The 19,107-nt window shown below is 72.0% G+C and carries 17 protein-coding genes; 14 read left to right on the plus strand and 3 right to left on the minus strand.

What is annotated here, in order from left to right:
- The first annotated feature begins 34 nt into the window (after positions 1-34).
- The 3 genes from ABIA36_RS12235 (at position 35) to pth (ending at position 1,949) form a co-directional block, all read left to right on the plus strand.
- Positions 35-541: a gluconokinase gene (locus tag ABIA36_RS12235; protein ID WP_369962669.1), complete on the plus strand. Its 507-nt coding sequence runs from the start codon at positions 35-37 to the stop codon at positions 539-541.
- Between the two features lie 166 nt (positions 542-707).
- Positions 708-1,340, plus strand: a complete 633-nt coding sequence (locus ABIA36_RS12240) for a 50S ribosomal protein L25/general stress protein Ctc (RefSeq protein WP_369962670.1) — start codon at positions 708-710, stop codon at positions 1,338-1,340.
- A 9-nt stretch (positions 1,341-1,349) separates the two neighbouring features.
- Entirely contained in the window at positions 1,350-1,949 is a 600-nt protein-coding gene (gene pth, locus ABIA36_RS12245) for an aminoacyl-tRNA hydrolase (RefSeq protein WP_369962671.1), read from the plus strand.
- Between the two features lie 23 nt (positions 1,950-1,972).
- Here pth and ABIA36_RS12250 read toward each other — a convergent pair whose 3' ends face one another.
- Positions 1,973-2,413: a hypothetical protein gene (locus tag ABIA36_RS12250; protein WP_369962672.1), complete on the minus strand. Its 441-nt coding sequence runs from the start codon at positions 2,411-2,413 to the stop codon at positions 1,973-1,975.
- Between the two features lie 96 nt (positions 2,414-2,509).
- On the opposite strand from ABIA36_RS12250, the gene ABIA36_RS12255 reads away from it, so the two are divergent.
- From ABIA36_RS12255 to ABIA36_RS12275, 5 genes are all read left to right on the plus strand, one after another.
- Positions 2,510-3,214, plus strand: coding sequence for an alpha/beta fold hydrolase (locus ABIA36_RS12255; protein WP_369962673.1), 705 nt, complete (start codon positions 2,510-2,512; stop codon positions 3,212-3,214).
- 18 nt (positions 3,215-3,232) lie between these two features.
- Positions 3,233-3,925 carry a 4'-phosphopantetheinyl transferase superfamily protein gene (locus ABIA36_RS12260; RefSeq protein ID WP_369962674.1) on the plus strand — a complete coding sequence of 231 codons (693 nt, stop codon included), beginning with the start codon at positions 3,233-3,235 and terminating at the stop codon, positions 3,923-3,925.
- Between the two features lie 32 nt (positions 3,926-3,957).
- The gene (gene mfd / locus ABIA36_RS12265; protein WP_369962675.1) at positions 3,958-7,593 is read left to right on the plus strand and encodes a transcription-repair coupling factor; all 3,636 of its coding nucleotides are present in this window, start codon (positions 3,958-3,960) and stop codon (positions 7,591-7,593) included.
- Between the two features lie 369 nt (positions 7,594-7,962).
- Positions 7,963-8,436, plus strand: coding sequence for a GntR family transcriptional regulator (locus ABIA36_RS12270; protein ID WP_369962676.1), 474 nt, complete (start codon positions 7,963-7,965; stop codon positions 8,434-8,436).
- Positions 8,433-9,578 (plus strand): DUF1648 domain-containing protein, encoded by a 1,146-nt coding sequence (locus ABIA36_RS12275; protein WP_369962677.1) that lies wholly within the window; start codon positions 8,433-8,435, stop codon positions 9,576-9,578. Before ABIA36_RS12270 ends, ABIA36_RS12275 begins: the two co-directional genes overlap by 4 nt.
- 280 nt (positions 9,579-9,858) lie before the next feature.
- Here ABIA36_RS12275 and ABIA36_RS12280 read toward each other — a convergent pair whose 3' ends face one another.
- On the minus strand, positions 9,859-11,019 hold the full coding sequence (locus ABIA36_RS12280; RefSeq protein WP_369962679.1) for a Na+/H+ antiporter NhaA: 1,161 nt from the start codon (positions 11,017-11,019) through the stop codon (positions 9,859-9,861).
- A 146-nt stretch (positions 11,020-11,165) separates the two neighbouring features.
- Between ABIA36_RS12280 and ABIA36_RS12285 the strand changes: the two genes are divergently transcribed.
- The 6 genes from ABIA36_RS12285 (at position 11,166) to hisS (ending at position 17,637) form a co-directional block, all read left to right on the plus strand.
- Positions 11,166-11,825, plus strand: a complete 660-nt coding sequence (locus ABIA36_RS12285) for a MazG family protein (RefSeq protein ID WP_369962680.1) — start codon at positions 11,166-11,168, stop codon at positions 11,823-11,825.
- 72 nt (positions 11,826-11,897) lie between these two features.
- The gene (locus tag ABIA36_RS12290; protein WP_369962681.1) at positions 11,898-12,968 is read left to right on the plus strand and encodes an iron-siderophore ABC transporter substrate-binding protein; all 1,071 of its coding nucleotides are present in this window, start codon (positions 11,898-11,900) and stop codon (positions 12,966-12,968) included.
- A gap of 6 nt (positions 12,969-12,974) precedes the next feature.
- Complete coding sequence (locus tag ABIA36_RS12295; protein WP_369962682.1) at positions 12,975-14,036, plus strand: FecCD family ABC transporter permease; 1,062 nt, start codon at positions 12,975-12,977, stop codon at positions 14,034-14,036.
- Positions 14,033-15,094, plus strand: a complete 1,062-nt coding sequence (locus ABIA36_RS12300; protein ID WP_369962683.1) for a FecCD family ABC transporter permease — start codon at positions 14,033-14,035, stop codon at positions 15,092-15,094. The genes ABIA36_RS12295 and ABIA36_RS12300 overlap by 4 nt, the downstream gene beginning before the upstream one ends.
- A 3-nt stretch (positions 15,095-15,097) precedes the next feature.
- Entirely contained in the window at positions 15,098-15,952 is an 855-nt protein-coding gene (locus ABIA36_RS12305) for an ABC transporter ATP-binding protein (RefSeq protein ID WP_369962684.1), read from the plus strand.
- Between the two features lie 392 nt (positions 15,953-16,344).
- On the plus strand, positions 16,345-17,637 hold the full coding sequence (hisS, locus tag ABIA36_RS12310) for a histidine--tRNA ligase (protein WP_369962685.1): 1,293 nt from the start codon (positions 16,345-16,347) through the stop codon (positions 17,635-17,637).
- Here hisS and ABIA36_RS12315 read toward each other — a convergent pair.
- Positions 17,621-18,988 carry a hypothetical protein gene (locus ABIA36_RS12315; protein WP_369962686.1) on the minus strand — a complete coding sequence of 456 codons (1,368 nt, stop codon included), beginning with the start codon at positions 18,986-18,988 and terminating at the stop codon, positions 17,621-17,623. The two genes, hisS and ABIA36_RS12315, sit on opposite strands and share 17 nt — an antisense overlap.
- Between the last annotated feature and the right edge of the window lie 119 nt (positions 18,989-19,107).

Raw genomic sequence — 19,107 nt, forward strand, 5'->3', positions numbered from 1 at the left:
AGCGGCTGGAGAATGGGAGAGGAAGAACAGGGGAGTGGCATTGGCAGTCAGGGTCGTCGTGATGGGCGTGTCCGGCTCGGGCAAGTCGACCGTGGGCGCGCTCGTCGCCGAGGCGCTCGGGGCCGGGTTCGTGGACGGCGACGACCTCCATCCGGCCGCGAACGTCGAGAAGATGCGACAGGGCATCCCGCTCACCGACGACGACCGCGAGCCCTGGCTCCGTGCGGTCGGGCGCACCCTCGCCGAGGCGGGGCCGGCCGGGATGGTCGTGGCGTGCTCGGCGCTGAAGCGGGCGTACCGCGACCTGATCCGGGCGGAGGCGCCCGGCGTGTTCTTCGCCGAGCTGGACGGCGGCCACGACCTGCTCGCCGAGCGGATGATCCGCCCCGGCCACTTCATGCCGGCCTCCCTGCTCGACTCGCAGCTCGCGACGCTGGAGCCCCTCCAGCTGGACGAGGAGGGCGTGCGGCTCGACGTCGCCGCGCCGCCCGCCGAGCTCGTGGCGGCCATCGTAGAGGACGTGCGCGCCGCCGTCCGGTAGTATGGGTCACTGAACTTCGGCGAGGGACGCGTCATGCGTCCGTAATCGACGCGGTGGAGCAGGCTACGCAGTCTTTCCTCGCGCACTTCGATGCGCTCGAGTCGAACACCCCATACTGCGAGCCCCCGGCTCGCCTGACAGCCGGCACCGCCGGCAAGGAGACATCATGGCTGACGAGTCCAACAAGGTCGTCGCGGAGGTCCGCGACAGCTTCGGCAAGGGCGCTGCCCGCAAGATCCGCGCCGCGGGCAAGATCCCCGCGGTCATCTACGGCCACGGCACCGAGCCCGTGCACATCACCGTCCCGGCCCACCAGGTCGGCCTGCTGCTGCGCAAGGCCAACGCGGTGCTCGACCTCGACATCGACGGGAAGAGCCAGCTCACCCTCGTGAAGGACGTCCAGAAGGACCCGGTGCTGCAGATCATCGAGCACCTCGACCTCCTCATCGTCCGCCGTGGCGAGAAGGTCCAGGTCGAGGTCCCCGTGCACGTCGAGGGCGAGCCGTTCTCCGGCACCATCGCGGTGCTCGACATCCCGACCATCAAGCTCGAGGTCGAGGCCACCCACATCCCGGAGCGCATCGTCATCGACGTGACCGACGCCGAGGAGGGTACCCAGTACCACGCCAAGGACTTCGCCCTCCCGACGGGCGCCGTGCTCGCCGAGGACGAGGACCTGCTGATCCTCAACATCGTCGTCCCGGCCGCCGTGCGCTCGGACGAGGAGGTGGAGGCCGAGGAGGCCGCCGCCGAGGAGGCCGCCGCTGCAGAAGAGGCCGCCGAAGAGTCCGCGGAGTAATCACTCCCGATGCCCAGTCCTCTCTCTTCAGAGGGCCCCTGGCTCGTGGTCGGGCTCGGTAACCCCGGGCCCGGCTACGCCGCCACGCGTCACAACGTGGGCCAGATGGTGCTGGACGAGCTCGCCTCGCGCGGCCGTCTCACCTTCAAGACCCACAAGACGAACGCCACGGTCGCCGAGGGGCGCCTCGCCCCCGGCGGCCCGCGGTTCATCCTGGCCAAGCCGAACACGTTCATGAACGTGTCCGGTGGCCCGGTGTCGCAGCTCCTGCGCTTCTACTCGCTCGACCCGTCGCACCTGATCGTGGTGCAGGACGAGCTCGACATCCCGTTCGACACCCTCAAGCTGAAGTTCGGCGGCGGTCACGGCGGCCACAACGGCGTCCGCGACGTCATCGCCGCCACCGGCACCGGCGACTTCACCCGGGTGCGCGTCGGCGTCGGCCGGCCGCCCGGATCGCGCGCCGCGGCCGACCACGTGCTGGCCGGGTTCAGCGCGGAGGAGCGCAAGAACCTCCCGATCCTGGTCTCCGACGCGGCCGACGCCGTCGAGAAGATCGCCGCGGAGGGCCTCACAGCCGCGCAGAACCGCTTCCACACCGAGCGCTGAGCGCCCCGCACCCGGCGGTGGTGTCAGGCGTGCGGGACGGACGCGGCCAGCGTGGTGGTGTAGACGATGAACGACACGACCGGCGCCGCGGCCGCCGCGGCGATCCCGACGACGCCGAACGCGCGACCGCGCTTGGTCGCGACCGCCACGATCCCCAGCACGAGCGCGAGGATGCCGAGAATCGTCCCGAAGATCACCTGCGCCGCCGTCACGATGCCGACCGGCCCGAACGCCGCGAGCTGCGCGGACGAGAGGTGCGAGCCGCTCGCGGAGGAGCTCGCCATGCCGTGCGTCAGCGACCCCGCGCTCATGCCGACGTAGGTCGAGGCGACCACCGACAGCACGAAGACGCCGAGTGCGATCCCCATCGAGAAGGCGCCGAGCGTGCGCGGACGGGGCTCGGCGGGCGGCGCGGCGTAGTAGCCAGGAGGCGGCCCGTAGACCGGCTGCGGCTGGAAGCTCATCTGGTGTCCCCTCTCCGGCGACTCACGCCGGACGTTCAGCCAGAGCGTAGCTGACGTGCGGCGCCGCCCCAGGGCGACACGGTACCGTCCCGGATCATGAAGTTGTTTACGCGCGAGTGGGGCGCAGGAGACCGGTACGCGGTCCTCGTCCACGGCGTCATGTCGGACTCGCGCAATTGGCGACGCGTCGGCCCCGTGCTCGCCGAGCGCGGTTACCACGTGGTCGCCGTCGACCTCCGCGGCCACGGCCACAGCCCGCGCACCGAGGAGTACACCGCCGAGCTGATGGCGGAGGACATCGTCGACACCGTCCCGTACGCCCCCGAGCTCGTGATGGGCCACTCGCTCGGCGGCCTCACCGTGAGCCTCGCCGTCGACCGGCTGCACCCCGAGCGCGCCGTCTACGTCGACCCGGCGTTCTCCTGCCCGGCGGCCAACTGGTTCCAGCTCATGCTCGCGCCGGCCTTCCTGAAGACGCTGGCGCGGCAGTCCGCCGCGCGCATCGCCAAGCGGAACCCGCGCTGGGACCCGGCGGACGTCGCGATCGAGGTCGAGACGTTCAAGTCGTTCGACCGCGCGGCCATCCCCGCGGTGCTGGCGCCGAGCGTGATGCGCGCGCCCGAGCGCATGTCGGTGCCGTCGATGGTCATGCTCGCCGACAACTCCTACCTGGTGAAGCCGGAGATCGCCGAGCGTCTGCGCGACACCGGGTTCGACGTGCGCGTGGTGAAGGGCAGCGGCCACGTCATCAACCGCGACGACCACGACGGCTTCATGGAGGCCCTCGAAGGCTGGATCTGACGCCGCTAGCCTGAGCGGATGGAGCAGAGCATCGTCGTCGTCGCCACGACGCGGCACGCGCTGGCCGTTCTGCCGCCCGGCCCACTGGGTCGTTCCGCCGAGTCTCGGCGGGACGCGCTGCGGCGGCCCGCGGACCGGGACGACTTCACAGCCGCGCGCCTGCTCGCCGCGCACGTGCTCCGTGCCGCGGGCGCGGAGGAGGTCGTGGCCGCCGACCTCCGGCAGCGCTGCGAGGTCTGCGGCGGCGCGCACGGCCTCCCGCGGCCGGTCGGCGGCCTGCACGTGAGCTGGTCGCACGCGCACGGCTGGGTCGCGGCGGCGGTGTCGCAGGCGCGCCTCGGTGTGGACGTCGAGGCGGAGCGCGAGGTGAACCTGCCCGGGGTGCTCACCGGCGCCGAGCGCGCGCTGCTGGCCTCGGCGGAGGACCCTGCGTGCGCATTCCGGCTGGCATGGACGGCCAAGGAGGCGTGCGTGAAGGCGGGGGTCGCTCGGCTGGGGGACTTCGCCGAACTGGACGTCCTCGCGGCGTCGGATGCGCTGCGCCCGTCGCACGGCGGTTTCCTGCTGAGCAGTCGCGTCCTCCGCGGCGCGACGGCGGCCGCCGCGACCGTCGAGCCGGCGCGCTGGTCGGCCCTCGGCGACGGCGGCGAGCTCGTCCCCGTCGCAGCCTCCGCCCCCGACCCCCGCCGGGCTGTCGGCGGCCGCGCGTAGACCTGTCGGTACCCCCGCGTAGACTTTGGCGAGTGATACTGCAGGGCTTGATCGCGGCGCTTCAGCGCGCCTCCACGTTCGCCGACGCTCTGGCCTATGCGGGTCGTGACGCCGATTTCTCCCTCACCGACGGCCTCCGGGTGCCGCTCCTCGCCGGCCTCGTGGGCAAGCGCGCCGCTGCGGGCGCCTCGGACGCGGTGCTCGTCATCACGGCGACCGGTCGTGAGTCCGAATCGGTGCGCGCCGCGCTCCCGTGCGTTCTCCCGGACGCGGAGATCGTCGAGTTCCCGGCCTGGGAGACGCTGCCGCACGAACGGCTCAGCCCCAGCCCCGAGATCGTCGGCAAGCGGCTCCTCGCCCTCCGCCGGCTCGCCGACTGGGCGGCGGCGAAGGAGGCGGGGGAGGCCACGCATCCGTTCGTGCTCGTCGCCTCGGTGCGCGCCGCCCTGCAACCGCTGGCCGACAACCTCACCGACTACGCCACCATCGACCTGAACGCGGGAGGCCGCGGCTTCGACCTCGGCGGCCTCGCCCTCCAGCTCGTGGACCTGGCCTACGCCCGCGTCGACATGGTCACCCGGCGTGGCGAGTTCGCCGTGCGCGGCGGCATCCTCGACGTCTTCCCGCCCACGGCCGAGCACCCGTACCGCGTCGACTTCTTCGGCGACGAGGTCGAGCAGATCCGTGCGTTCTCGGTCGCCGACCAGCGCTCGCTGCCCGAACCGATCCCCGCGGTGACCCTCCCGCCGAGCCGCGAGCTGCTGCTCAGCGAGCCGGTGCGACAGCGCGCGCGCGAGATGGAGCACGAGTTCCCGAGCCTGTCCGCGATGCTCGCGAAGATCGCCGAGGGCATCCCGGTGGAGGGCATGGAGTCGCTCGCTCCCGCCCTCGTGGACCGGCTGGTGCCGCTCACCCACTACCTCCCGGCCGGCGCGGCCGTCGCCGTGCTCTCGCCCGAGCGCGTCGCCTCCCGCGCGGTCAGCCTCGCCGAGACGAACCGCGAGTTCCTCTCGGCGGCGTGGAGCGCCGCCACCGTGGGCGCCGCCGCCCCGATCGACCTCGCCGCCGGCGACTTCCTCACCCTGCAGCGGCTCAAGGACTCGGTGAAGTTCAGCCGTCCAGGGCAGACCGCCCCCGACCATCCCTGGTGGACGTTCTCCGGCTTCCAGTCCGACGTGGCCGATGAGCCGGTGCTGGAGCGCGAGGTCGAGGAGTACCTCCAGGTGCGGATCGACGCGGAGGCCGTGCCGAGCTTCGCGGGCAACGTCACCGGCGCCGTCGAGCACGTGGCCCAGCGCCTGCGCGAGGGCTGGCGGGTCGCCATCGTCGCCGAGGGCGCCGGCCTGGTCGAGCGCGCCGCGCAGGTGCTCTCCGACGCGGAGCTCCCCGCGCGTCATGTCGACGCGTACCCGGAGGACCCGGAGCCCGGCATCGCCTACCTGCTGCGGGCGAACGTCGAGCACGGCTTCGAGTTCCCGGGGGAGAAGCTCGCGCTGATCGGCGAGAGCGAGTTCTACGGTCGCTCGGTCGGCTACGAGTCGCGCCAGGTCAAGAAGCTGGCCACCCGGCGCAAGAACGTGGTCGACCCGCTGGCGCTGAAGCCCGGCGACTACGTCGTGCACGAGACGCACGGCATCGGGAGGTTCGTGGAGCTCACCCAGCGGGAGGTCTCCAGCGGCGGCCGCAACGCGGTGAAGTCCAAGCGCGAGTACCTGGTGCTGGAGTACGCGCCGGCCAAGCGCGGCTACCCCGGCGACAAGCTGTTCGTCCCGACCGACCAACTCGACCTCCTCACCCGATACGTCGGCGGCGAGGCTCCGCAGCTCTCCAAGATGGGCGGCAGCGACTGGTCGGCGGCCAAGGGGCGTGCCCGCCGGGCGGTGCGCGACATCGCGGTGGAGCTGGTCAAGCTCTACTCGGCGCGCATGGCCAGCAAGGGCCACGCGTTCGGGCCCGACACTCCGTGGCAGCGCGAGCTGGAGGAGGCGTTCCCGTTCGCGGAGACGCACGACCAGCTCCAGACCATCGACGAGGTGAAGGCCGACATGGAGCGGCCGATCCCGATGGACCGGCTCATCTCGGGCGACGTCGGCTTCGGCAAGACCGAGATCGCCGTCCGCGCGGCGTTCAAGGCCATCCAGGACGGCAAGCAGGTCGCCATGCTGGTGCCGACGACGCTGCTGGTGAAGCAGCACGCCGAGACGTTCCAGGAGCGGTTCGCCGGGTTCCCCATCCACCTGCGCCAGCTCAGCCGGTTCCAGACCGACAAGGAGGCGCGCGAGACCCTGCGCGGCCTCGCCGACGGCACCGTGGACATCGTCATCGGCACCCACCGCATCCTCGCCGACGGCGTCGTCTTCAAAGACCTCGGCCTGGTGATCATCGACGAGGAGCAGCGCTTCGGTGTCGAGCACAAGGACCAGCTCAAGAAGCTGAAGACCAACGTCGACATCCTCGCGATGAGCGCCACGCCGATCCCGCGCACGCTGGAGATGGCGGTCACCGGCATCCGCGAGATGTCGACGCTCGCCACGCCGCCGGAGGACCGGCACCCGATCCTCACCTTTGTGGGGCCGTACTCCGAGCGGCAGGTCGCCGCGGCGATCCGCCGCGAGCTGCTGCGCGAGGGCCAGGTGTTCTTCGTGCACAACCGCGTCGGCTCCATCTCCGCGACCGCGGCCAAGCTGGCCGAGCTCGTGCCGGAGGCCCGCATCGCCGTCGCGCACGGCCGGATGAACGAGCACGCCCTGGAGCAGGTCGTGGTCGACTTCTGGGAGCGCAAGTTCGACGTGCTGGTCTCCACCACGATCATCGAGACGGGCCTCGACATCTCCAACGCCAACACGATCATCATCGACCGGGCGGACAAGTACGGGCTCAGCCAGCTCCACCAGCTCCGCGGCCGGGTCGGACGTGGCCGCGAGCGCGCGTACGCCTACTTCCTCTGGGACGAGGACAAGCCGCTCAGCGAGACCGCGCACGACCGGCTGTCCACGATCGCGGCGAACAACGACCTCGGCAGCGGCATGCAGGTCGCGCTCAAGGACCTGGAGATCCGCGGAGCGGGCAACCTCCTCGGTGGCGAGCAGTCCGGCCACATCGCCGGCGTCGGCTTCGACCTCTACCTCCGGATGATCGGCGAGGCCGTCTCGACCTTCCGCGGGGAGGTCGCCGAAGGTCAGACCGAGCTGCGACTGGAGCTGCCGGTCGACGCGCACATCCCCGAGGAGTACGTCGACAGTGAGCGGCTCCGGCTGGAGGCCTACCAGAAGCTGTCCACCGCGAGCTCGCCGGCCGCGAAGGACGGCCAGATCGACCTGGTGCTGGAGGAGCTGGCCGACCGCTACGGCGAGCCTCCGCAGCCGGTGGTGAACCTGATCGCGGTCTCGCGCCTGCGCCGGGCGGCTCAGAAGGCCGGGCTGGGGGAGGTCGTCGCGATGGGCTCCAACCTCCGGCTGGCGCCCGCGCTGCTCCCGGACTCCAAGCAGGTGCGCCTGCAGCGGATGTACCCGGGGTCGAAGTACCACGCGGCGCCCAAGGTCGCGACCGTCCCGCTGCCGCGGGTGAACGGGGAGGCGCTCGACGACGCCGGCCTGATCGAGTGGGTGGGGACGCTGCTCGGCGCCCTGTTCCCGGCGCCGGAGCCGGCCTCGGAACCGGCGGCCTGACCGGCCGGGCCGCCCCCCCCGTAACTCCGGAGACTCGGCCCGTCGATCCTGCTCGACCGTAACTCCGGAGACTCGGCCCGTCGATCCTGCTCGACCGTAACTCCGGAGATCCCGTCCCTTCGGGCCGCGATCTCCGGAGTTACGGTCGATTTCCGGCGTTTCGCGGGTGGTTCTCCGGAGTTGCCGACGTCGTCGCCAACTCCGGAGCCTTCCCCCGACACGCCGCGCGGACGTCCGTAACTCCGGAGACCCGCGCCCGATCGCGCCGCATGTCCGGATGTACGGTCGCCGCTCGTCCGGCGTCCGGGGTGGGGACCGAGCGCTGTATCGGCTGTACTATGGGTACCGATACAGATGGGAGGGCGTCGCGTGCGCATCGAGCTCGATCCCACGGCGGAGACGCCGCTCTACCAGCAACTCCACGACCGCGTGATCGACGCCGTGGCCCGCGGTGAACTGCGGGAGGGCGACGCGCTCGTCTCCGTGCGGCAGCTCGCCGTGCGGTTCGGGATCAACGCCGCCACGGTCGTGAAGGCCTACGACGCGCTCCGCAACGAGGGCATCGTGCGCACCAGCCGCCGTTCCGGGTCGGTGATCGCGCGCGACGCCGGGAGCGGGCCGCCCGACGAGCGGTTCCTCGCGGACTGGTCGGCGCGGCTGAGCTCGCTGATCGCCGAAGGCATCGCGCACGGGGTCGAGCGGTCCGAGCTGGAGGCCCGCACGGCCGCCATCGCCTGGTTGTTCGACCAGGCCCGCGAGCAGCAGGAGGCGGCTGCGCCTCCCGCCGCTGCCCCTCCCGCCGCTGCCCCTCCCGCCGGGGACCAGAAAGGAAACACCCCATGACCGCCGTCCTGTTGAGCACCTTCGCCGTGACGACGCTGACCGCCGCGATCCTCCTGATGCTGCCGGCGATGAGCCGCACCACCCTGCCGCTCGGGGTGCTGGTGCCGCGCAGCCGGGTGACCGATCCGGTCGTGGTCACGGCGGTCCGGCGCTTCCGCGTCGTCGTCGTGGTGTCGTACGTCGTCGCGCTGGTCGCGGCCGCGCTCGTCGTCCCGGTCGGTCCCGCCGCGCCCGCTCTCGTGGCGACGCTGGTCCTGCTGGTCGGCTCCATCGCCGGTTACGTGCTGACGCGCCGCAGCATCCAGGCGGCCAAGCGTGCGGGAGGCTGGCTGGACGAGGTACCGGTGCGGATCTCGGGCAGCGTCACGCCGGACTCCGGCGCCCGGTCGCAGCCCGCCTTCGGCTGGTTCGCCGCCGCCCTCGTGCTGCTGCTCGCGGCCGCCGCGGTCGGCATCGCGCTGTACGACAGCCTCCCGGCCTCCATCGCGGTGCACTGGGACGCGAGCGGGCAGCCGAACCGTTTCGAGGACAAGGCGGTCTTCTCCGTGTTCGGCCCGCTCCTGATCGCGTTCGGCGTGCTCGCCCTGATGATCGGGATCGCGTTCGCCGTCCGCACCGTCCCGTGGCGGCGCGGCGGCGGAGACGCTCCGGAAGTCGCCGAGCGGATCGCCGCCCTGCAGGCCGAGCTGACCCAGTCGCTGCTCGGCTGGATGGCGTTCGTCGTGTCGGCCGCGATCGCCGCGCTGTCCGTGATCGGCTGGCTGCACGACGGCTCGGACCAGCCGAGCGCCGGGATCGGCATCGTCACCGTGGCGCTGCTCGTGGTGATCTTCGTGGTGATCGGCGTCTACGCCGCGCGCCTCGTCAGCGGCACGCGCGCCGCCCGATCCGCCGTACCTGCCGGGGGAGGGGCGGCGACCGTCCCGGCCGCAGCCCGCGACGCCGTCGATCCGCGCGACGACGACCGGCACTGGAAGGGCGGACTGATCTACGTCAACTCCGCCGACCCGGCCCTCTTCGTCCCGAAACGGTTCGGCGTGGGCGTGACGATCAACCTCGGCCACCCGGGAGGCATGGCGATCGGAGTCGTCACGCTGCTGCTCCTGGTCGCCGCGATCGCGCTCCCCGCGCTGCTGCGCTGACGCGCCCACGCGTTCGCGCCGAATGTCGCGCTTCGCGCCAGCGGTCATTCGCCCCGAATGTCGCGAATGGCGCGCGCTTTGACGCGATTCGTGACGAATGCCGACACCAGCGTCCACCGCGATTCGTGCCGAATGTTGCGAATGCGGCGCGCTTTAGCGCGATTCGTCACGAATGTCGCCCGCGCCGCCCGCGGCGAATCGCGCCGGCGATTCGTCACGAATCGCGGGAATGCGGCTCGCTCTCGCGCGATTCATCACGAATGTCGCCCGCGGCGGGTCGTCACGATTCGGCACGAAGCGCGCGCGGGTGCTGGCGGCGGTTGCGGCGCGCGAGCGTCGTCACGAGCACGCCGGAGAGCACGATCGACACCGCCGAGCCCAGCAGCACCGCGAGCGTGCCCTCCGCACGCACGGTGGCCGAGCCGGCGAAGGCCAGCTCGTTCATCAGCAGCGACACCGTGAAGCCGATGCCCCCCAGCGCTCCGACCGTCACGAGACCGAGCACGGAGATGCGCGAGCGCTCGGCCCTGGGCCGGGTGAACGACCCGAGCCAGCCGCCGAGCGTGATCCCGACGAGCTTGCCGACCGGGAGGGCGACGAGGACGCCCCAGAACGCCGGCGACAGCTCGGCGGGGGACACCGACGGGATGACGACCAGCGCGGCCGAGAACGCGAACAGCGGCAGGATCAGCCCGTTCGACCACGGCTCCAGGGCGTGGGCGGTGCGGCGGCCGGGCGCGCGCGACATCACCAGCCCGAGCGCCACTCCGGCGATGGTGGCGTGCACGCCCGAGTCGTAGACGAGCCACCAGGTCAGCACCGCGAGCAGCGCCATGAGAATCCCGATGGGCCAGCGCAGCCTGCCGCGCAGCATCCGGCTGAGCAGGCCGAACGCGACGACCACGACCGCTGCCGCGCCGAGCTCCAGCAGGTTCGGGTTGGACGTGAAGAACACGGCGATGATGAGGATGGCGACCAGGTCGTCCAGCACCGCGAGCGCCAGCAGGAACACCCGGAGCCGGTTCGGCAGCCCGCGCCCGAACACCGCGAGCACGCCGAGCGCGAAGGCGATGTCGGTCGCGGTCGGGATCGGCCAGCCGTCCGACAGGCCGGAGCCGGCCGAGACGGCGAGGTAGATGAGTGCCGGCACCGCCACCCCGCACGCCGCCGCGATCGCCGGATGCACGGCCTTCGCGAAGGAGTTCAGCTCGCCGGCGACCAGCTCGTGCTTCAGCTCGACCGCCACGATGAAGAAGAACACCGCGAGCAGCCCGTCGCCGATCCAGTGCCCGACGCTCAGGTCCACGAGGCCGCCGCCGAGGTGGGCATGCTGGAGGTCGAGCAGCGCGGGCCCGACCGCGGTGTTCGCCAGGAGGAGGCCGAGTGCGGCGGCGCCCACCAGGAGTCCGGCGGCGGTGCGCTCGGAGCGGATGATGCTCATCGGTGGCCAATCTCGCGCGGACGCGCGCACGGGAAACGGGAGACGCAGAACGAATTCGCCGACCAGACTTCCCGGCACACCAGTGCTTCAGTCTACCGGGCGCCTTCGGTGAGAGGATGAGGGCATCCCGACGGGAGGAGCATCCCATGACCGACGCGGCGCCCACCAGACTCGACGAGCTCGTCGCCGTGATGGCGCAGCTTCGCGCTCCCGGCGGCTGTCCGTGGGACGCCGCCCAGACGCACGAGTCGCTGGTTCAGTACCTCATCGAGGAGACTTACGAGCTGATCGAGGCGATCGAGACGGGCAACCGCGACGAGATGCTGGAGGAGCTCGGCGACGTGCTCTACCAGGTGCTGTTCCACGCCGACATCGCAGCGCACACCCCGGGCGAGGACTTCGACATCCAGGACGTCGCCGAGCAGATGACCCGCAAGATGGTCGGCCGGCACCCGCACGTCTTCGGCGGCGACCGCACCGCCGAGACCGCGGATGACGTGGTCGGGTTCTGGGACGACCTCAAGAAGGCGGAGAAGCCGGGTCGCACCAGCGTGCTGGACGGCATCCCGCAGGCCATGCCCTCCCTCGCGCTCGCCGACAAGCTGCTCGGGAGGGCCGAGAAGGTCGGGCTCATCGACCTGAGCGAGTCGGGCGGCGTGCAGGTGGAGAGCGAGGACGAGCTGGGGCCGCTGCTGCTGGCCATCGTCGCGTCGGCGAAGGCGCAGGGCCTGGACGCCGAGCGCGCGCTGCGCTCGACGCTGCGCGAGCTGCAGGGCGAGATCCGCGAGCAGGAAGCATCGGTTTAGGTTAGGCTTACCTAACGTGCCACGTCGGCACGCTTCCCACACCGTGCCCGTGGCACCCTCCCGAGGAGAGTCATGCCTGTTTCCGCACGCCCCGGCGCCCGCCGGTCGCGCTCCGCTCGTTCACGCCTGGTCCTGTCGTTCGCCGCCGTCGCCTCCGCGGCCGCTCTGGTCCTCACCGGCTGTTCCGCCGGCAGCCAGGCCGAAGAACCCGCGTCCTCGCCGGCGGCCGGCAGCTTCCCGGTGACGATCGACAGCGCGCTCGGAAAGACCACCGTCGACTCCGCGCCCAAGCGCGTCGCCACCTGGGGCTGGGGCGCGCAGGACATCGCGCTCGCGCTGGGGATCGTCCCGGTCGCCATGCCGAAGTTCACGTACGGCGGCGACGCGAAGGGCATCCTCCCCTGGGACGCCGACAGGATCACGCAGCTCAAGGGCAGCACCCCGCAGCTCCTCGACGCCGACTCGGGCGAGGTGCCGTTCGAGCAGTTCGTGAAGGCCAAGCCGGACGTCATCCTGGCCCCGTACTCCGGCCTCACGAAGACCGGGTTCACCACGCTCAGCAAGATCGCGCCCGTCGTCGCGTACCCGGAGAAGCCGTGGGCGACGAGCTGGCGCGACCAGACCGCGATCGTCGGGAAGGCGCTCGGGATGTCCTCGCAGGCGGATGCGCTCGTGAAGAAGACCGAGTCGTCCGTCGCCGCGCTGGCCGACAACTACCCGTCGATCACGGGCAAGACGTTCTTCTACGCCGCCGCCAACCAGCCCGGCGTGCTCAACGTCTACCGGGCGGAGGACCCGCGGGTGCAGCTCCTGAACGACCTCGGGATGAAGAACGCGCCGAGCATCGCCTCCCTCGACTCCTCGAAGGGCGACGGCAGCTTCTTCTACCAGCTCAGCTACGAGAACCTGTCGAAGATCGACACCGACCTGCTCGTCATGTACTTCGACAAGCAGTCGTCGGTCGACGCGTTCACGGCCGACCCTCTGGTCGCCGCGATGCCGACGATCAAGGAGGGCCGGTTCGCTCCGATCGTCGGCGAGTCCTTCGTGATCGCCACCAGCGCGCCCAGCGTGCTCAGCATCCCGTGGATGCTCGACCGCTACGTGCCGCAGCTCGCCGCCGCGGCCGAGAAGGTCAAGTAGCGCGCCGTGCCCACCGGTGTCGTCGCCGCGCCCGCCGGGCGTGCCGGGGAGGTCCTCGCGCACGTCCGGCGGCGCCGGCGTACGCTCACGGGCTTCCTGGTCGCGGTCGCCGTGCTGCTGGCGGTGTGCGTGCTCAGCCTCATGGTCGGGGCGCGGACGATCGCGCCGGCCGACGTCCTCCACGCGCTCACGCACTACGCGGCGAGCGACCCCGACTCCCTGGTGGTCGTCGGCAGCCGCCTCCCGCGCACCCTGCTCGGCCTCTCCGCCGGGCTCGCGCTGGGACTGGCCGGCACCGTGATGCAGGGGCTGTCGCGTAACCCGCTGGCCGATCCCGGCATCCTCGGTGTCAACTTCGGCGCGTCGCTCGCCGTCGTGGTCGCCATCGCGTTCCTCGGGGTGACGACCGCCTCGGGCTACGTGTGGTTTGCCTTCGCCGGGGCAGCGCTCGCCGCGGGCCTGGTCTACGCGGTCTCCGCGGTGGGCCGGGAGGGCGCGACGCCGGTCAAGCTGGCGCTCGCCGGAGCCGCGGTCTCCGCCGCGCTCGGCTCCGTCATCACCGCGGTGATGCTGACCAGCCGGGTCTCGCTCGACCAGATGCGGTTCTGGCAGGTCGGCTCGCTGGCCGGGCGCGGCTTCGACGTGCTCTGGCAGGTGCTGCCCACCCTCGCTGTCGGTGCGGTCCTCGCCCTGGCACTCGGGAGGCTGCTCAACGGTCTCGCGCTGGGCGACAACGTCGCCCGCGGCCTCGGTCAGCGGGTCGGGCTCGCGCGGGCGCTGTCGGCTGTCGCCGTCGTGCTGCTGTGCGGCTCGGCCACAGCCGCGGTCGGCCCGATCGCGTTCGTCGGGCTGGTCGTGCCGCACGCCGCCCGCTGGGTGGTCGGCGCGGACTACCGCCGCATCCTGGCGTTCTCCGCAGTGATCGCGCCCGCGCTGCTCATCGCCTGCGACGTGATCGGCCGTGTCGTGGCGCCGCCGGGGGAGTTACAGGTCGGGATCGTCATGGCGTTCGTCGGGGCGCCGCTGTTCATCGCGCTCGTGCGGCGCAGGAAGCCGGTGGGGCTGTGAGCCCGCAGACCGCCGCGGCTGCGGCCGCCCGGGAGGCGTCGAGCGTCGCCGTCGACCGGCGCCGCCGCAACGCCCGGGCGATCCGGGTCTCCCTGGTGCTCGCCGTGCTCGTCGCGGTGGTGTCGGCGGTGTCGCTCACCCTCGGGGACGCGGGCGTCGCACCCTCGGACGTGCTCGCCGCCCTGGTGGGACGCGCCGACCGGCTCACCTCGTTCGTCATCCTCGACCTCCGGCTGCCACGCCTCCTCGCCGCCGTGCTGGTCGGCGGGTGCCTCGGCCTGTCCGGCGCGCTCTTCCAGTCGGTCGCCCGCAACCCGCTCGCGAGCCCGGACATCATCGGGATCACGACCAGCGCCAGCGCCACCGGCGCCATCGCCCTGGTCTGGTTCGGGATCACCGGCCTCGCGCTCTCGGGCATCGAGCTCGTGGGCACGCTGGTCGCCGCGGTGCTCATCTACCTGCTCGCCTGGCGGAACGGCGTCAGCGGCTACCGCTTCGTCCTGGTCGGGATCGGGTTCGCCGCGATCTGCGCCGGAATCGTCTCGTACGTGCTCACCCGGGCCGACCTGCGCGACGTGCAGCAGGCGTTGGTCTGGATCACCGGCAGCCTGAACAGTGTGGACGGCACATCCCTGGCCGTGCTGGCCGTCTCCGCGGTCGTGCTCGTGCCCGCTGCGCTGCTGGTCGGGAGGCCGCTCGCCGCGCTCGGACTCGGCGACGACCTGGCCGCGGGCATCGGCGTACGGCCCGAACAGACCCGCATCCTCAGCGTCGGCGTGGGGGTGGCGCTCGCCGCGGTCGCCGTGTCCGTGGCCGGGCCGATCGCGTTCGTCGCGCTGCTGGCCGCACCGGTCGCGCGCCGGCTCGTCGGTCGCGGCTCGCTCGCGCTCGTGCCCGCGGCGCTCGGCGGCGCGCTCGTCCTCGTGGTCTCCGACATCGTCGCCCAGTTCGCCGTGCCCGGCGTCGTCTTCCCGGTCGGCGTCGTCACCGGGATCGTCGGGGCGCCCTACCTGCTCTGGCAGCTCACCCGGACCAACCGCGTCGGCCGGGGAGGCTGAGCCATGACGACAGAGAAAGCCATGAAGACGCAGAAAGTGCAGGCCCGCGTGACCGAGCCCACCCTGACCGCCCGCGACCTGACCCTCGCCTACGACGGCAGGGTCGTGGTCGACGGCCTCGACCTGGACATCCCGCCGGGTCGCGTGACCGCGATCGTCGGTCCCAACGCCTGCGGCAAGTCCACCCTGCTGCGCGGCCTGTCCCGGCTGCTCGCCCCCGCCTCCGGCAGCGTGCTGCTCGACGGCGCGGACCTCCGCTCGCTGCCGACCAAGGAGGTCGCCACCCGGCTCGGCCTGCTGCCGCAGACGCCGACCGCGCCCGACGGGATCACCGTGGCCGACCTCGTCTCGCGCGGCCGCTACCCGCACCAGGGCTGGTTCCGGCGCTGGACAGGGGAGGACGACGCCGCCGTGCAGGAGGCGATGATGGCGACCGGCGTCGCCGAGCTGTCCGACCGAGCGATCGACGAGCTCTCCGGCGGCCAGCGCCAGCGCGTCTGGATCGCGATGGCGCTCGCGCAGCAGACCGGCATCCTGCTCCTGGACGAGCCGACGACCTTCCTCGACATCAGCCACCAACTCGACGTGCTCGACGTGCTGCTCGACCTGAACGCCGCGCGCGGCACGACGGTGGTCATGGTCCTGCACGACCTCAACCTGGCGGCGCGCTACGCCGACCACCTGGTGGCGATGCGGGCGGGCGCCGTCGTCGCCGCCGGCGCGCCCGCGGAGGTCGTCACCGCGGATCTCGTCCGCGACGTCTTCGGCGTCGAGTCGGTGATCGCGCCCGACCCGGTCGCCGGGACCCCGCTCGTGGTGCCGCTGGGGCGGCACCACGAGCGTTCCCGCCCGCGGTAAGGAGGACACGTCTGGATCTCCTGCCGGGCGGTGTTCGGAAGGAGGCCGGGCGGCGCGCCGCGCGGAATGTCCTGCGGGGGCGGCGGCGCGCGTAGCGCAATCGAGAGGCCGGCAGCGCGCCCGCCGGGGGACCCGGGCCGCCGAACGGGTGACGGGCGCCTGCGGCGGCGCAATCATCCCGGCCCTGGGCGGACGCGTTGTCGTGTGTCTGGCAACGCAGCCGACGTGGTCGGACGGTTGCGGCTCATGCCAGGTCCTCACTGGGACACCACCGCATCGCGCGGGGTCGGCACGACATCAGGGTGGCAACGGCAGCAGTTTACGACTCCCACCACGGTGACCGCGATCCCCCGGGGCGGCATTGATAGCCCACCATCTGGAAGAATCGTCGCATGGCTTCCCCGATCACCCCGCCCCGCGGCATGCGCGACTTCCTCCCCGCCGAGAAGGCTCGCCGCGAGCATGCGCTGGGTGTGATCCGGCGGAGCTTCGCCGCGCACGGCTTCGACGAGATCGAGACCCCGGTCGTCGAGGACGTCGCTCGCCTGCACTCGGGCCTCGGCGGCGACAACGAGAAGCTCGCCTTCAGCGTGCTCAAGCGCGGCCTCGGCGGCGACGACCTGCGCGCCGCGATCGAGTCGGGGGACACCCTCGCGCTCTGCGACCTCGGCCTCCGCTTCGACCTCACCGTGCCGCTGGCCCGCTTCTACGCCACCCACCGCGCCGAGCTGCCCCCTGTGTTCCGCAGCATCCAGATCGCACCGGTCTGGCGGGCCGAGCGGCCGCAGAAGGGCCGCTACCGCCAGTTCGTGCAGTGCGACATCGACATCATCGGCGAGGGCTCGCAGCTCGCGGAGGTCGAGCTCATCACCGCGACAGCCGCGGCGCTGGAGGCCCTGGGCCTGGCCGGCTGCACCATCCGGATCAACGACCGCCGCATCCTGAACGGCCTGCTCGAGTACTGCGGCTTCGCCGAGTCGCGCTGGCCGCAGGTGCTGATCTCGATCGACAAGCTCGACAAGATCGGCGCCGAGGGTGTCGTGGCCGAGCTGAGCGAGGGCGGGGCGGACTCCGCGGCCGTGCTCGGCGGCATCCTCGCCGCGCTGGAGCCGCACCTCGCCGACGGCGGCGTCGAGCTCACCGTCGAGGCGATCACCGGCATCCTCCCCGAGGGCATCGACACCGACGCCGTCGCCGACCTGGAGGCGCTCGCGCACGCGCTCGACACCCTCCCCGAGGGCGTCGCGCTCCGGTTCGACCCCACCCTGGTGCGCGGCATGGGCTACTACACCGGCACGATCTTCGAGATCGCGCACCCCGGCTCGGGCAGCTCGGTCGGCGGCGGCGGCCGCTACGACGGGATGATCGGGCGCTTCCTCGGCACCGACGTGCCGGCGTGCGGGTTCTCGATCGGCTTCGAGCGCGTGGTCGACCTGATCGAGGTGCCGGAGGACTCTGCGGCCGACACCGTGGTGCTCGTGCACGACCCGAGCGTCCCGCTCGACCGGCTGATGGCGATCAAGTCCGAGCTGGTCGCCTCCGGGCGCCGGGTGCGCCTCGACCGGCGGGCGAAGAACCTCAAGGCCGTGCTGGACCGCGCGGCGGCGGCCGGCTACCGGTCGTTCGCGTTCGTCGGCCCGGAGACCGCGAACGCTGCCGCACTGGAGTTCAAGCCGCTGGCGTAGTCGGCTCGCCCAGACCCGCATCCCCCTGCGCCGTCGCCGGCAGCTTCCAGAACACCGAGCCGACCTGGTGCCCCGGGTCGGTCTCGGGATCCCAGGCGACACCGTCCGGGGAGACGTCGAGGCCGGCTCTCGAGTTGCTCGACTGCGGCCAGATCAGCAGCCTCCAGTACCCCGGCTTGTCGAGGGTGAAGGAGCGTCCCAACTGCTCGGGAGCCCCGAGGAGCAGACCCTGAACGCTCAGCGTGCCCGAGTGGCTGGGGATGACGACGTGCCGCGGCGTCGGGGTGACGGACGCCGGAGTGCCGTCCTCGTGCCGGAACTGGAAGTAGAGCGCGGTCGTCTCGTCGTTGCCCTCCGCGGCGCTCCGTCCCGAGGCGAGCGCGTCGACGTGGAAGTGGTTGCCGTCGAGCGTCCCCGGTGTGTTCTCGGCCACGACATTCCCCCAGGCCGCCTGCGACGAAAGCGTGGCGTCGTAACCGGGCAGCGTCATCGTCATCCGATCCCACGCGTTGATGGCGACAGGCCGTCCGTCGCTGCCGCGGTGCTGCTGAAGGATCGGGAACGCGACGACCGTCTGCGTGCCATCCGGCCAGGTCGCGCGGATCGGCCAGTCGTACCGGGCGGTGGCGACGTTCTGGGTGTTCGCGTTGCCCCGGCAGCTCAGATACAGACGCTCCAGGCCGGCCCCGAGGTCCTGAACGTGGACGATCGCGTAGTTCTGATCGATGTATCTGCGGATGTCGTCGGAGACCAGGCTCATGGCCATGCCGATCCTCTCCTCCGACGTCGGATAGAAGCGGTACTCCAGCCTGGCCGGTCGCACCCCGCGCGGAACCGTGACGGCGAGGTCCGCCCGGAACTCGTCCGGCCCACGGCAGATGATGCCCATCGCGCCCAGCACGGTCAGCTCGTAGAGTCCCGCGCCGATCCCGATCGGCGCCCAGGCGTGGACCCCGGCGCTCTCCGCGCGCACACCGCTCGGCGTCCCCGGATCGGCCGCCGTCGCGACGAACGGCGGGATCGGGTGGACGCCCGGCCCGATCCCGATGACGCGGCCGGGCGACGCCGTGCCGTCGGACCACGTGAAGCCCGCCGAGAGCTCCACCGTGACGGTGGCTCTGTCGTTGCCGTGCGCGACCACCTGGGCCCCGGTCACCACCGAGCCCGACGCGACGGACGCCGGGATCCCCGCGATGTCGAGCACGGGGGACGGGCTCGCGGCGTGGGACGGCGACGCGACGGTGAGGACGATCGCCGGAAGGGACCAGGCCGCGGTCGCCGCCACCGCGCGGCGCGAGGGCCTGGTCGCGGTGGGGACGGTCGTGCGGGAGGGGCTGGAGGGTTCGATCACTGGATGGCTCCTTGAGCGGGCTCGGATGACGGAATGCGTGCAAATATTGCATTTCTATCCTTGCCCGGCGGGTCTCGGCGCGAATCCCTCTCCGGACTGCTCCGGTCTCCGGTTTCCGA

This window comes from Leifsonia sp. EB34, from assembly GCF_041260585.1.
In the GTDB taxonomy this organism is placed as follows: domain Bacteria; phylum Actinomycetota; class Actinomycetes; order Actinomycetales; family Microbacteriaceae; genus Leifsonia.